Annotated in this window: 13 protein-coding genes; 8 read left to right on the forward strand and 5 right to left on the reverse strand. The window is 62.9% G+C overall.

The features are described from left to right. Window positions 1-8: 8 nt before the first annotated feature. Window positions 9-497: a universal stress protein gene (locus C453_RS09695; RefSeq protein ID WP_008324222.1), complete on the forward strand. Its 489-nt coding sequence runs from the start codon at window positions 9-11 to the stop codon at window positions 495-497. A 114-nt stretch (window positions 498-611) separates the two neighbouring features. Beyond that, window positions 612-938 carry a 2Fe-2S iron-sulfur cluster-binding protein gene (locus C453_RS09700; RefSeq protein WP_008324223.1) on the forward strand — a complete coding sequence of 109 codons (327 nt, stop codon included), beginning with the start codon at window positions 612-614 and terminating at the stop codon, window positions 936-938. A gap of 71 nt (window positions 939-1,009) precedes the next feature. On the opposite strand, the gene C453_RS09705 is transcribed toward C453_RS09700, so the two are convergent. Both C453_RS09705 and C453_RS09710 read right to left on the reverse strand, forming a co-directional pair. Then, entirely contained in the window at window positions 1,010-2,146 is a 1,137-nt protein-coding gene (locus tag C453_RS09705) for an MBL fold metallo-hydrolase (protein ID WP_008324224.1), read from the reverse strand. A gap of 78 nt (window positions 2,147-2,224) precedes the next feature. Next, window positions 2,225-3,970 carry a globin-coupled sensor protein gene (locus C453_RS09710; protein WP_008324225.1) on the reverse strand — a complete coding sequence of 582 codons (1,746 nt, stop codon included), beginning with the start codon at window positions 3,968-3,970 and terminating at the stop codon, window positions 2,225-2,227. A 143-nt stretch (window positions 3,971-4,113) separates the two neighbouring features. On the opposite strand from C453_RS09710, the gene C453_RS09715 reads away from it, so the two are divergent. From C453_RS09715 to galK, 3 genes are all read left to right on the forward strand, one after another. Further along, complete coding sequence (locus C453_RS09715; RefSeq protein ID WP_008324226.1) at window positions 4,114-4,749, forward strand: hypothetical protein; 636 nt, start codon at window positions 4,114-4,116, stop codon at window positions 4,747-4,749. Between the two features lie 73 nt (window positions 4,750-4,822). Next, window positions 4,823-5,347: an MOSC domain-containing protein gene (locus C453_RS09720; protein ID WP_008324227.1), complete on the forward strand. Its 525-nt coding sequence runs from the start codon at window positions 4,823-4,825 to the stop codon at window positions 5,345-5,347. Further along, window positions 5,344-6,537, forward strand: a complete 1,194-nt coding sequence (gene galK, locus C453_RS09725; RefSeq protein WP_008324228.1) for a galactokinase — start codon at window positions 5,344-5,346, stop codon at window positions 6,535-6,537. Before C453_RS09720 ends, galK begins: the two co-directional genes overlap by 4 nt. A 15-nt stretch (window positions 6,538-6,552) precedes the next feature. Here the strand turns inward: galK and C453_RS09730 are convergent, their stop codons facing one another. Further along, on the reverse strand, window positions 6,553-7,512 hold the full coding sequence (locus tag C453_RS09730; protein ID WP_008324229.1) for an acetamidase/formamidase family protein: 960 nt from the start codon (window positions 7,510-7,512) through the stop codon (window positions 6,553-6,555). Window positions 7,513-7,690: 178 nt separating this feature from the next. Here C453_RS09730 and C453_RS09735 point away from each other — a divergent pair, with 178 nt between their 5' ends. Then, window positions 7,691-8,821, forward strand: coding sequence for a citrate synthase/methylcitrate synthase (locus tag C453_RS09735; RefSeq protein WP_008324230.1), 1,131 nt, complete (start codon window positions 7,691-7,693; stop codon window positions 8,819-8,821). 116 nt (window positions 8,822-8,937) lie between these two features. On the opposite strand, the gene C453_RS09740 is transcribed toward C453_RS09735, so the two are convergent. Further along, entirely contained in the window at window positions 8,938-10,176 is a 1,239-nt protein-coding gene (locus tag C453_RS09740; RefSeq protein ID WP_008324231.1) for a mandelate racemase/muconate lactonizing enzyme family protein, read from the reverse strand. A gap of 95 nt (window positions 10,177-10,271) precedes the next feature. Beyond that, the gene (locus C453_RS09745; protein WP_008324232.1) at window positions 10,272-10,718 is read right to left on the reverse strand and encodes a luciferase domain-containing protein; all 447 of its coding nucleotides are present in this window, start codon (window positions 10,716-10,718) and stop codon (window positions 10,272-10,274) included. Window positions 10,719-10,995: 277 nt separating this feature from the next. On the opposite strand from C453_RS09745, the gene C453_RS09750 reads away from it, so the two are divergent. Together C453_RS09750 and C453_RS09755 are read left to right on the forward strand one after the other, a co-directional pair. After that, window positions 10,996-12,171, forward strand: coding sequence for a SipW-dependent-type signal peptide-containing protein (locus C453_RS09750; protein WP_008324233.1), 1,176 nt, complete (start codon window positions 10,996-10,998; stop codon window positions 12,169-12,171). 57 nt (window positions 12,172-12,228) lie between these two features. Further along, on the forward strand, window positions 12,229-12,765 hold the full coding sequence (locus tag C453_RS09755) for a signal peptidase I (RefSeq protein WP_008324234.1): 537 nt from the start codon (window positions 12,229-12,231) through the stop codon (window positions 12,763-12,765). Window positions 12,766-13,040: the final 275 nt, after the last annotated feature.

The following is a 13,040-nucleotide window of genomic DNA, read 5'->3' on the forward strand; positions in this document are numbered from 1 at the left end:
CAACTGTCATGTACGACGATATTCTCGTGCCGACCGACGGAAGTCAAGCCGCCGAGCGTGCCATCGACCACGCACTCGATATCGCCAAGACCTACGGTGCAACACTGCACGCGCTCTACGTCGTCGACACGAGTATTTACACGTCGCTCGACGCCGGAGCAGACGTCGTCATCGACGCCCTCGAACGTGAGGGCGAAGTCGCAACCAAGCACATCCTCGATGCCGCCGAGGAGGCCGGCGTCGATGCCGACGCCGAGGTAACGACGGGGACTGCGTACCGTTCGATTCGAGACTACATCGAGTCTCACGACATCGACCTCGTCGTGATGGGAACCCACGGTCGCACCGGCCTGAGTCACTACCTGCTCGGCAGCGTGACAGAGCGCGTCGTCCGTACCTCGCCGATTCCGGTTCTCACGGTTCGAATGGAGGAGGAAGAAGAAGACGAAGACGAGACGGACGAAGTCGCCGACGCCGAGGACGCAAGGACGGCGTAGTCCGAATACACAGGCCAGCCGATTTCCCTAATCCGTTTCCTCTGCGGCGACTAAACTACACCTCTGGTCGTCCTTTGATAAACAGTTTTGTCGGGGTCGCTCATATCCCGAGGTATGACTGACTACACCGTCGAGTTCGTCGGTACCGGGGAGACCATCACCGTCTCCGACAAGCAAACGATTCTGAAAGCGTGTATCGAGGAGGGCATCGCACAGGAGTACTCCTGCCGTGTCGGGATGTGTCTCGCCTGTTCTGCAGAGATACTCGAAGGCGAAGTTACCCAGCCTGCGGCCCGTGGGCTGACCGACGAGGAAGCCGAAGAATACGCACTCACCTGCATGGCGCGCCCGCAGAGCGACCTCAAACTCGAACGCGGCGTCTACCCGCCGAGCATCGAAGACGACGCTGCCACCGCTGGCGCTGCCGCTGACGACGACTAACGACGACTAACGACGGATTCTGCGGGGACACCCGCTCAGTGTTGGGCGGGCGTTGGTCCGCGACTCTCTTCTCAGGCTTCTGGAACCGTCGCCGCGCAGTTGTTCGGCCCCAGTTCCGTCTCGAACGCCTCGTCGTCGGTGAGTGACTGTCGGCCCAGATTGGTCGCGATGATGCGCTCGAAGTTCGCCGGGCGAGGAGGCATATCGGCGAGAATGAACTCGACGAACTCGTCGGTGTCCATCGAGAGTGCGTCCAGCCGTTCACGGAGTGTGTCGAGCGTCGCCACGTACGCCCCGTTTTGGGGCGTCGCCTGTGCGCTGTAGTGAGCTGGCGCGATTCGCGTGTCGCCGTCGAACTCGGCGTACCTCCCGACGAGCGTCTCGTGTAGCCGTCTGGCGGCCTCGGGCGCGCCTTCGTCGCCGTCTTCGAGGTCCGGCCGGGCGACGCTCTCCAAAAAGAGCCCGTCGCCGACGAAAAGTAAGTCGCCGAGTCGGTAGGCAGTCATCTCCGAGGTGTGCCCGGGCGACGCGACCGCGACCAGTTCCGTGTCGCCGACAGTCACTGCGTCGCCGTCTTCGACGAGTCGCGCATCGAAGTCGAGACCACGGGCGGTCGCGCCTGCGGGGAGGACGACTTCGGCACCGGTGCTGTCGCTGACGGCTCGGACGCCACTCACGTGGTCGGCGTGGACGTGCGTGTCGATGGCGGCGACGATGTCGGCACCCAAGTCGGCCGCGTCTTCGACGTATCGGTCGGTGAAGGCGCGCAGCGGGTCCACGACGACGGCCTCGCCATCGGAGACGACGAGAGAAGCGAGACAGCCACTCGACGGGCGGTCATACTGAAGCACGGTCGCGTCGGCGTGTGGTATCTCCGTGGACAGGTACACTCGGGCCCAGCCGTCCATGCCGGTTTCTAAGTTCTCGGCCGCGACACCGGCTTCGTTCAGGAGGTCGGCGACGTGGTCGCTCGCCTTCCCCTCGCCGCACACGACGACGACAGGGTCGGGCGCGTCCGCGAACTGCTCGGCGAGTTCGTCGACGGTGCCGAGGACCTCTGCCTGCGTGAACTTGACCGCGGGAATCTGCGTCGCGGTGACGCTCGGGCCGTCGACGTGCCACTCCTCGAACTCGTCGCGGTTCCGAACGTCGAGGATGGTCGTCGGTTCACCACGCTTGAGTCGTCGTGCAAGCGCCTCTGGGGACATATCGAGGACGTAGGGGTGCCCGACGTAAGAACACACCGCGGGGGAGAGAAGAAAACAGCAGACGCCGAAGGCCGTCTGTTACCGGTCTTTGCCGCCGTCGTTGCGGAAGTGATCCGGTGGGTCGTCTATCGACCCGTCTTGGACAGAACCCGGCATCGTATCCACGCCGGACGGACCATCAGCTTCCCCGGCGGCGTCTGAGACCGCATCGGGCATTGAACCGGGCATTGCGGCATCGAGGCGAGAGGCCCCGCCAGTCTCGTCCAGTTCAGTGAGTCGGTGGGTTGCGTCGCGAATCGCGAGCACCTGCTCGGTCTGTTCGCGATTGGCGTCAGCGACCCCACCGATTTGGTCGGAGACGTCCGTGGCGTGTTCGGTGGCGCGTTCGACCATATCCGCGATTTGCTCTGCACTCACCGCTTGGTCGTCGGTCGCGGCCGCGACTTCGCTGACGCCTGCGGTCGCCTGTTCGACCGCCGCAGAGATGTCCGTGAGGCTCCGCATCACGTCCTCTCCGCGGTCGATACCGTCGTAGAGGCGGTCGGTCGTCTGCGAGAGACTGTCGATGGTCTCCTGTGCCTCGACTTGAATCTGGTCGACCGTCTCTTCGACTTCGGTCGCGCGTGCCTGCGACTCCTCGGCGAGATTCTTGACCTCGCTTGCGACGACGGCGAAGCCTTCCCCGGCGTCGCCCGCGCGAGCGGCCTCGATAGACGCGTTGAGCGCGAGCAGATTCGTCTGCTCTGCGATGTCGTTGATGGCTTCGAGGACTTCGTCGATTTCGTCGATTCTGTCGTGGAGTTGCTGGACATCGGCCGACGCCGTCTCCGCCGCCTCGCTCACGTCGCGCATGACGTCGATAGCCTCGTCGGCCGCGTCTTCACCCTCGGCCGCGCGTTCTGCCGCGTCGGCACTCGTTCGCTCGACCTCTTCGGCCGTCGCCGCAATCTCCTCGACAGTGGCGCTCATATCGGAGACCTCGGCGGCGACCGTCGACATGTCCTCGGCCTGCGAGTCGGCGATGTCCTCGATGTGGGTCGCTCGCTCCGTAACTTCCTGCGAACGTTCGAGTAACGTCTCGACGGGTTCTTGAACGTCGGCTTCGACCTCCTCCGCGAGTTGGCGACGCTGTTCTGCCTCGCGCTGGGCCGTCTCGCTGTACGAGTCGATGTACGTCTCCATCGCGACTTGCTGGTCGAGCGAGAGGAGTTTCAACACCGGAAGGAATCGCTCGACGACAGCATCGACCGCCTCTTCGACGTTCGATTCGGCCGTGGCGTCACCACGGAATTTGTCGAGCAGTTCGCCGACGGGAGAGTCGGCCGACTCGTCGGTACGCTCGGACTCGCTGGCTCCACCGAACTCCGCTTTGACGTCCTCGGCGATTGCCTCGGCAATCCCCTCGTAGTACACCGAGTAGGCCCCGAGGTAGTACTTCGGGCCGAGGTCTATCATGTCGTGGAGTTTGCCGATTCGCGCCCGCTTCGCGAAATAGTCGGTGTCGTACTCGCCGCGACCGAGCGCCCGGAGGTACGCTGCCTGGTCGGCTCGGAGCATCTCGGTCGTCTTGGTCGAACGGTCGAAGTACGTGGCAGCGCCAGCGTGCTCCCCGAGATGGTCGTAGAACTCCTGTGCGAACTCGTCGGCGACGTCGTCGAAAAGCGGGTCCAACGATTCGAGCAGGCGTTCGTCTTCGTCCGAAAGTCTGACGAACGATTTGCGTTCTTCGACCTCTGCTGCATCGATATTCAAGCGTGAGAGAAGGTGCTCTCCGTCGACGCGTGCCCTCGCGTCAGCCGTTACTTGTTCGGAGGAGTCATCCATTGCCGGTATTGAACGGATTGCACTATTTCAATCCTTACCACACAGTATCACGATTGATACCCGTAATACGCGGGGACATTATTTTGTGTCAGTACGACGATTTGGACAGAACGTTCACAACTGTGGGGACCGTGCGTCGTCGCATGGACGCCGATGCATTTCGTGACGCGGTCGAGGACGCAAAACAGACCGAACTCGACCGACTCGGCTCGTCGAAACTCCTCATCGCGTTGACCGAGGCAGACCTCTCCGAGCCAGCCGTGCTCCGGGCCGCCGCATTCTCCGAGTACGCGGCCCGCGAAACCTTTAGAGCGTGGGCGGACGACGAGGCTGTCGACTCGGCACGAACGGCGTTCGAAGCAACCGCAGAACAGGAAGACGAGCACCTCCAGCGCGTTCTCGAACGCCTCGAATCGGATATCGAACTCCCAGACGAACCGGGACCGATGCACGCCTACCTCCGCGGGCGCGACGACACCATCGAGCGCATCGCTGCCGGGATGGTCGGTCGAGGACTCGTGTCGCTTCGGACCCACACGCAGGTCATCAGCTTCTTCATCAACGAGGCGGACCCGGCCGGTGCCGACCTCTTTCGAGACCTCAAACGCGAGACGGACGCGACGCTCACGACCGGACTCGACCTCCTCGACGACCTGTGTGAGTCCGACGAGGACTGGGAACGCGCTCAGATGGTCGCGGAGTACGTGATACAGGTCGCCTACGACGACTACGCCGACGGACTCGCCGAACTCGGCGTCGACCCCAAGCCACTCTGCTGAGTCGCAACTGTCTCGCCCTCGGACGACGGGGCGCAACCGAACCTATTCGTCCCCGCCAGTGCTAGCCGGAAGCATGAAAACCGAGACGGGGCGCGTCGAGGAACTCTACACCGCGCCCTCGAAAGGTTCGCCGATGGTCGCCCACGACGCCGTCGAACTGTGCGATGGTGGTCTCGCTGGCGACCGCTACCGCGACGGCACGGGGTACTACTCGGCGACAGACGGGTGTGCAGTGACGCTCGTCGATGCCGCCGTCCTCGACGACGCCCGAACCGAGTTCGGTCTCGACCTCTCGGAGGGTGTCCACCGCCGCAATATCGTCGTTCGCGGTGTCGACCTCGACACGCTCCTCGATGCGACGTTCGACCTCGGCGAGGCGACGCTCCGCGGGACGAAACTTCGACCACCCTGTGCACACCTCGCTGACCTCGTTGGCGACGAGGTTGGCGACGCCCTCCGAGAGAAACGCGGCGGTATCTGTGCCGAGGTCGTCGCACCCGGTCGCATCGGAGTTGGCGACGAACTTCGGGTGGTCGAAGCGAACCCACGAGAGATGGGTCGCCACATCGCCGCGCGACTCGGGGGAGACACCGAATGACTCGACAGAGTTCCGACTCCGATTCAGACCCCAAGTCCCGAGCGATTGCCGGACTGCGGGACACATTTGATGGGGACGTCCCCCGTGCTTCCGACCCGATTCTCGCAGTTGCGCCCGGCCGTGTGAACCTCGTCGGAGGACACACAGACTACAACGACGGCCTCTGTCTCCCGCTTGCTGTGGACCGCCACGTCGCCGTGGCTGCGTGGCCCCGCGACGACGACGTAATTCGTGCCCACGCGACCGACTTCGGGGAGACGACGACGTTCGACCCTGACGACAGCCCCGATGGATGGGCTGCCTACGTCGCCGCCGTCGCCCGAGTTCTCCGAGAAGACGTCTCTCTGCTCGGCGCTGACCTCGCAATCGCCTCCGACGTGCCATCTGGTGCTGGGCTCTCGTCGTCCGCCGCACTCGAACTCGCAGTCGGGCAGGCACTGCTCGGGGTCGCAGACGAGACCATGGACTCGACCGGCCTCGCGCTCGCCTGCTGGCGGGCCGAACGCGAGGGCGTCGGCGTCGAGTGCGGCATCCTCGACCAGTTTGCGTCCGGGCTCTGCGAACCCGACGCTGCACTCTTTTTGGACTGCCGTTCGCGCGAGTTCGAACACGTCGCGTTCGGCGGCGACGTGGGGATTCTGGTCGTCGATACCGGCGTCTCCCACGAACTGGCCGACTCCGGGTACAACGACCGAGTGCGCGAGTGTCGCGAGGCGGTCGCCACGCTCGCAGCGGCGTCAGGGTTGGACCTCACGTCGCTCCGTGATGTCGATATCGACCTGCTCGAACGTCACGCCGACGCCCTCGACGACGTTCACTACCGCCGGGCGAGACACGTCGTCTCGGAGAACGAGCGAGTCGAAACCGCACGGAAAGCGTTGGCAGCGGGTGACTTCGACACAGTCGGTGAGGCGATGTACGGCAGTCACGAGAGCCTCCGCGACGACTACGAGGTGAGTTGCGCCGAGTTGGACGCCGCCGTCGAACTTGCGTCCGAGACAGACGGTGTCTACGGCGCACGAATGACTGGCGGCGGCTTCGGCGGGAGTGCCGTCGCCCTCGTCGATGGCTCGGCGCTCGACCGGGTCGAACGCGAGATTCGTGCCAGCGTTTCGAGCCGAGTCGGCGCGACGGCCAACGTGTTCGCCTGCCGACCCAGTGGTGGTGTTCGGCTGGTAGCCACCGACTAACGACCGTCTGTTTCCTCACTCGGGGAAGATGCTCTCCGGTAGGTACGCCGAGACAGTCCAGTTCGGCGCGTCGACGACTTCGTTTATCTTGAGGTCGACCGCGGCCGAACAGAGGATGTACGCCTCGCCAGCGGTCAGTCCGTGTTCGACCTGCAGGTGCGAAATCATGTGTCGAATCGCCTTCTTGGTGGCTACCATCAGGTCGTCTGCGACACCCGAGGTACCGTACATCGGCTCGTCCGCCCCTGTCGGGGTGAACGGTCCCGTCGTCTCGAACTCGGGTTGCGAGATGGATTTCCCTTTCAGCACGTCGAACCGTGCCGTCACGAACATCGGCGCTTCGATGCCGGTCACACAGACCTCGCCGTCGCCCTGTGCCGCGTGGCAGTCGCCGGTCGAAAAGAGCGCCCCTTCGACTTCGACCGGGAGGTACAGTGTCGAGCCTTTCGTGAGGTGCTTGATGTCAATGTTGCCACCGGTGTCGCGCGGTGGGAGCGTGTTGTGTGCGCCGCCCTCGGCGGGGGCGACGCCCGAGACACCGGCGAACATGCCCAGTGGGACTTCGATGTCCTTGACGAAGTGCGCCACCTCGTCGCCGAGGTCCCAGACGTGGAACCCTGGTTTGTCGAAGTCCTCCGGGAGGAGTCCGAATCCCATCCCGCCGGGGAAATAGCCCGTATAGCCCCACCCTTTGTGTTCGAAGTCGAGGAACTCGACGGCGAGTACGTCACCCGGCTCTGCACCTGCGATTTCGACGGGGCCTGTAAGCGGGTGAACTGGGTCGAAGTTCGCGTTCGCGAAGTCCTCGGCGGTGGACTCCGGTGTGAGTTGCCTGTCGAGTGCGTCCCGGCATTCGAACCGGACGACCTCACCGGAGTCGACCGTTACGAGCGGTTCGAGTCGGTTGTCCCACTTGTTGTGGATGTTCTCTTCGGCAGCGGTCAGTTCCTGGTCGACGGTGAAAGTAGACGACATACGTTAGCATATAACGTATCGAAGTGACAAAAGCTAGCTAGGCATCCGAGAATCCGAACGTCAGGAGTGTCGCGACGCGAGTGGAAATTCGTCTAACACTCAGCTTGATTCTAACCGAACACCTTCTGCAACAACAGTAAATCGAATTACATAAGGAGGTGAAATGGTATCTAAACGCATGGGTGACGAACTCAACCGCGGCCTCGAAGGGATTGCAGTCGCGGAGACGAGACTGAGTTACATCGACGGCGAGGAGGGCGAACTCATCATCGGCGGGTTCCCGCTCGCCGAACTGGCAGGGAATGCGACGTACGAAGAGAGTGTCTTCCTACTTCTGAACGACAGGCTACCGACGGCGACAGAGCTCGACGAGTTCCGGGCCGACCTCGCAGCACGACGCGAAATCGGTTCTGAGGTGCGTGACGTCCTCCGACGCGCCGCCGAGGCGGACGAACCCCCGATGGATGCGCTACGAATGGGTGTCGCGGCGGCGAGTCTCGGGACGGACGTCGATTCAAACGAGTCCGCGGCGAAGCGCGCAGTCGCCGTCTTTCCGACAGTCGTCGCCACGTACTGGCGGTATCGACAGGGCGAAGAGCCAGTTTCACCCCGCGAGGACCTGAGCCACGCCGCGAACTATCTCTACATGCTGAACGGCGAGGAGCCGACCGATGCCGCAGTTCGCGGCCTCGAAACCTATCTCAACACCGTTGTCGACCACGGACTCAACGCCTCGACGTTCACCGCCCGCGTGGTCGTCTCGACCGAGTCGGACGTCGTTTCGGCGGCCACCGCCGCAGTCGGGACGCTCAAAGGGCCGCTCCACGGTGGCGCACCCGGACCCGTTCTCGACATGCTTCGGGAGGTCGCCGACGGGGACGACCCGCGAGCCTACGTCCAAGCGAAATTCGACGCTGGCGAGCGCCTGATGGGCTTCGGCCACCGCGTCTACCGCGTCCGCGACCCCCGCGCAGCGGTGCTTTCGGCCGCGGCGGAGAGTTTCTACGAGGAAAGCGGCGACACCGAGTTTTTCGACACCGTCCAGGAGTTCGAAGACGTTGCGGTCGAGATGCTGGCCGACCACAAACCGGGTCGGCGACTGGAGACGAACGTCGAGTTCTACACCGCCGCGCTCCTCCACGGTGTCGGCATCCCGAAGGACCTCTTTACCACGACGTTCGCCATCTCCCGCGTCGGCGGCTGGATGGCCCACTGTCTCGAACAACTCGCCGACAATCGCATCATCCGTCCCCGGAGTCACTACGTCGGCGAAAAGGGTCGGACGTGGACGCCGGCCGAAGAGCGGTAAACCGGCGCAGTCGCTACGTGGGCTTCGTTTGCGAAGAGAAAACCGCAGGAGAACGTTCTCGACTTACGCCTCGTCGAACAGGTCGAATCAGAGATTCGCTGGCTCGACGAGTCGCTTCACTCCTCGTCGAACAGGCTCTCGCCGTCGACCATGTGCTCCTCGACGGCGTCCATGTCGAGCGTCAGGCCGAGGCCCGGCTTCTCGGGAATCTCGATGTAGCCGTCCTCGATGACGGTCTCTTCGACGAGGTCCTCCCACCAGCCGAGTTCGTAGGAGTGGTATTCGACGGCCAGCGAGTTCGGAATCGCCGTGCCGACGTGCGCGGAGGCCATCGTCGCGACGGGCGACGAGACGTTGTGCATGGCGACCGGGACGTAGTACTGGTTCGCGACGTCCGCAATCTTCCGCGTCTCGCGCATGCCGCCGACCTTGGGCATGTCGGGCGCGACGATGTCGACCGCCTGATTCTGGATGAGGCGACGCAGTTCGGTCACGCGGTAGCGGTTTTCACCGACCGTGATGGGCGTGAGCGTGGACTTCGTGACCTCTTCCTGCACTTCGAGGTTCTCCGGCGGGACGGGGTCTTCGAGCCACCACACGTCGTAGTCCTCGATAGCTGCGGCGAGGCGCTTGGCGCTGCCACCCGAGAAGGTCCAGTGGCAGTCGAAGGCCACGTCGGCGCGGTCCTTCACGCGCTCGGTGACGGCCTCGACGATTTCGGCCTTGTGCCGAATCTCACCGGGGCGGAGGTGTCGGTTCGCACGGTCCTTTTCGAAGCCAGAGGGAACGTCGAGGTCGAACTTCAGCGCGTCGTAGCCGAGTTCCTCGACGACGCGCTCTGCCTCGTCGGCGCAGGCCTGTGGGTCGGCCTCTTCTTCGGTGTGGCAGTCACAGTAGACGCGCACTTCGTCGCGGTACTTGCCGCCGAGCAGTTGGTAGGCCGGGACTTCGAGAATCTTGCCCGCGAGGTCGTGCAGGGCGATTTCGATGCCAGCGATGGCCGTGACGGTGACGCCCTCGACGGAGCCCTCACCGGACATCTTCTGGACGAGGTGCTCGTACAGACGGTCGATGTCGAGCGGGTTCTCGCCGACGATGAAGGGCTTCATGCGCTCGATGAGTTCGGGAACGCCCGCGCCCCAGTAGGCCTCACCGGTGCCGACGATGCCGGCGTCGGTGTAGATGCGGACGAGTGTCCACGGGAAGTTGCCGTCGACCATCGTCGTCTGTACGTCCGTAATCTCCACGTCTCGGCCGCCACCGCGCTTTGCGGTGACACCCATCGTCTCCGCGGAGAGCTCTCGCATCGTATACTCCGCGTTCGGGTCGTGAAGGTCCGCGTAGTTCTTACCCATGTGTAGTGGTTTACTCGGTCATTAGTAAAGTTTTTCCGACGCGGCCAAGGTTCGACGGGTCGCTCTGTTCCCCCTTGGCTTCGAGACAGCCGAGATTAGGCGTATGCCTGCCGATTCAATGCGTCCCCGAAGGTGTCTCGGACGAGTGTGTCGAGTTCGGCAGGTAAGTCGAGGCGTCGGAGTTCCCGGTCGGCATCGAACGTCGGGTCAAGATCGAGACCACGACGCCGAAGCGCGGAGAGTCGCCAGAGATACGCGAGTCTGAGGAGTCGCATCGCCCCCGTGATATCTCGTTCGCCACGCACGCGGTAGCTCACCCACGCAGAGTTCGGGAGGATGTGGTGAGCGTCTGCGAGTCCGTCCGTGATGATGATGTCTCGGGCTCGCTTCGTAATCGCGAGGTCCACGAGACCGGTGTCGTGAACGTGGCCAATCTCCTTGCCAGCGACGACGAACTCGGTGCCACCGAATCGGTGTGGTTCGGTTTCGACTCCCGGCCACCGGAGGACCCGAGAGACGATACGGTCAATTGCAGCAGTCATACTAGAGGTACGTCAGGGGAGAGCATAAGCGAGGTAGTCAACCGTACAGACCCTCAGCGAGAGCTGGTATTCGTGAACACCATTCTATCCAGATTTCCGAGATAAATTTCATTGTATCTGATATGTATTCAGCCCCGCAGTCGGGCTTTCAGCGCCTCTCAGACGTGGTAGTCACTCCCTGAAAGCTCCCGACGACATACGTCACAATCGACGATGGTGCTGAATCACTGGTAGTCGTGAAGTAACGAAACACCAGTCTGACGAAGGGAATTATGTAATGTCATCAAAGGACACTATCGAGCTTTCACGGCGCAAAGTACTCGGTGGACTCGCAGTCATCGGCGTCGCATCTGCGACAGCAGGGGCGGGAACCATCGCAGCACTCAACGATACAGAGACGAGTAACGGGAACAGCATCTACGCGGGGACACTCGACCTCAAGATTGGGTCGCCGGGGTCGTTCGGAGATTCGAACGTCACGCTCCTCGACGCACAGGGAATCGTACCGGGGCAGAGTGGCTCCGGGATGGTCCACCTCAAGAACGACAACAGCAGTAGCACCGGCGGCGCGGTCGACGTTCGCATCACCGACGTCAACGCAAGAGAGAACGGTCGGACAGAGATGGAGCGCGAAGCGGGCGACACCGACTCTGACTCCGAACTGCCCGAGTATCTCAAGGTTCGGATGTACTTCGAAGACCTCGCCACTGGCGACCGGACGTACCTCGGTGACGACGTCTTCCGCAAAGCGTCGAACCGTCTCCAGTCGGGCAAGACGTTCGCTGTCCACTACCCGCTGACACCGAGTGAGAAAGTAAAGTTCGTCCTCGAATGGCAACTGCCCGCCTCCGCCCCCTCGACCATCATGACCGACACCATCAGCGTCGACTTCGCGTTCGACATGATGCAAGCAGTCCTCGGAACGTCAATCGACGGCGGAACGAACAGCTACGGCGACGTGAGTGGCAACCCGCGCTTCGATGGCTTCCCCGCGTGGACCGCCTCAGACAAAGCCTTCGATACGAAGGCTGTCTTTGGCGGCTCTGGTGACGAACTCCGAATATCCGGGAACCCCGGTGGCTCGTACACGTGGACTGGCTCACCACTGAGTGCCCCGTTCACGTTCACGTACGATGGTGCGACGACGACGACCATCAATCTCGGCGGAAGCGGCGGTTCGACAGTGACCGGAACGGTTCCCTCGACCGACTCCGGCATCTTCGCGCTCATCGCCAAGTCTGAATCCGGTGGCACCGTCGAAGTCTCGGACGTCGCTATCAACGGCATCGCTGCCGCCCCGGGAATGGTGACGAAGACCGGAGACGGATCGAAAGGTATCGAGTTCGACATCGGTGACTTCAGCGGCGGCGTCGAGGTCACGGGCACTATCGAGCTCTCCGGAACGATCTCCGCCCAGGAGACTGGCCTCCAAATCGACGTCAGAGACGACTAAGAACCGACCACGAGCGGTGGGCGACCACCACCGTCTCACACCCACCCATTTCCGTACATGAACCTCAATCCGTCAACTCTGCTTCGGGGTCTCCTCGTCGCCGTCGTCGTCCTCGGCGTCTCGATAGCCGTGGTGTTCGCCGTCCCCGCCGTCATCGGTGCCGACCACGGCTACGTCGTGCTTACCGGCAGTATGGCTCCAGCAATCGCCGCAGGCGATGCTATCATCGTCGACGACCAACCGGCAGCACGCATCTCCGAAGGCGACGTTATCACGTTCGTCCCGTCCGGCTTCACCTCACAGAGCGACGTTCGGGTGACACACCGCGTCGTCGCAGTTCACGAACGTGCGGACGGCGTCTACTTCGAGACGAAAGGAGACGCGAACGAGGACCCCGACCCAGGGTTAGTTCCTGCCGACCGCGTCATCGGAGTGGTCGTATTCAGCATTCCCAAATTCGGGTATCTGGTCTCGTTTGTGGGCACGCCGATTGGTAAGCTCTCCATAATCGTCGTCCCCGCGGTCCTTCTGGCAGTGTCCGAAGTGTACTCGCTCGTCGAGAAGGGGCTCGGAAAAGAGGAGCGTGAGCGGTGATGATTAGCCGATACGGAACCGCACTCGCGGTCGTCGCGGTCGTGATGCTCTCGTTTGCCTCCGGCGGTGCGTACACGTTTAGCGTTCTGACCGATACTGAAACTGCAGACGCCGTCGTGTCGGCTGGCGTGTTCGACGCTGCCGACGAAAATTCGGACAGCGGATTCGAGAGTGCAGGTGCTGGCAGTGTTGTGGCGTTCGCTGCCGCGGATGAGAACGAACCCAGCGACACGGACGATGACGAGGGTGATGAGCTGGACGAATCCAGCGACGAA

This window comes from Haloferax elongans ATCC BAA-1513, assembly GCF_000336755.1.
Classification (GTDB): domain Archaea; phylum Halobacteriota; class Halobacteria; order Halobacteriales; family Haloferacaceae; genus Haloferax; species Haloferax elongans.

Excerpts from the sequence above, each read along its gene's own strand:
- C453_RS09695 (WP_008324222.1), top strand. The coding sequence starts at position 9 with ATGTACGACGATATTCTCGTGCCGACCGACGGAAGTCAAGCCGCCGAG.
- C453_RS09700 (WP_008324223.1), top strand. The coding sequence starts at position 612 with ATGACTGACTACACCGTCGAGTTCGTCGGTACCGGGGAGACCATCACC.
- C453_RS09705 (WP_008324224.1), bottom strand. The coding sequence starts at position 2,146 with ATGTCCCCAGAGGCGCTTGCACGACGACTCAAGCGTGGTGAACCGACG.
- C453_RS09710 (WP_008324225.1), bottom strand. The coding sequence starts at position 3,970 with ATGGATGACTCCTCCGAACAAGTAACGGCTGACGCGAGGGCACGCGTC.
- C453_RS09715 (WP_008324226.1), top strand. The coding sequence starts at position 4,114 with ATGGACGCCGATGCATTTCGTGACGCGGTCGAGGACGCAAAACAGACC.
- C453_RS09720 (WP_008324227.1), top strand. The coding sequence starts at position 4,823 with ATGAAAACCGAGACGGGGCGCGTCGAGGAACTCTACACCGCGCCCTCG.
- galK (WP_008324228.1), top strand. The coding sequence starts at position 5,344 with ATGACTCGACAGAGTTCCGACTCCGATTCAGACCCCAAGTCCCGAGCG.
- C453_RS09730 (WP_008324229.1), bottom strand. The coding sequence starts at position 7,512 with ATGTCGTCTACTTTCACCGTCGACCAGGAACTGACCGCTGCCGAAGAG.
- C453_RS09735 (WP_008324230.1), top strand. The coding sequence starts at position 7,691 with ATGGGTGACGAACTCAACCGCGGCCTCGAAGGGATTGCAGTCGCGGAG.
- C453_RS09740 (WP_008324231.1), bottom strand. The coding sequence starts at position 10,176 with ATGGGTAAGAACTACGCGGACCTTCACGACCCGAACGCGGAGTATACG.
- C453_RS09745 (WP_008324232.1), bottom strand. The coding sequence starts at position 10,718 with ATGACTGCTGCAATTGACCGTATCGTCTCTCGGGTCCTCCGGTGGCCG.
- C453_RS09750 (WP_008324233.1), top strand. The coding sequence starts at position 10,996 with ATGTCATCAAAGGACACTATCGAGCTTTCACGGCGCAAAGTACTCGGT.
- C453_RS09755 (WP_008324234.1), top strand. The coding sequence starts at position 12,229 with ATGAACCTCAATCCGTCAACTCTGCTTCGGGGTCTCCTCGTCGCCGTC.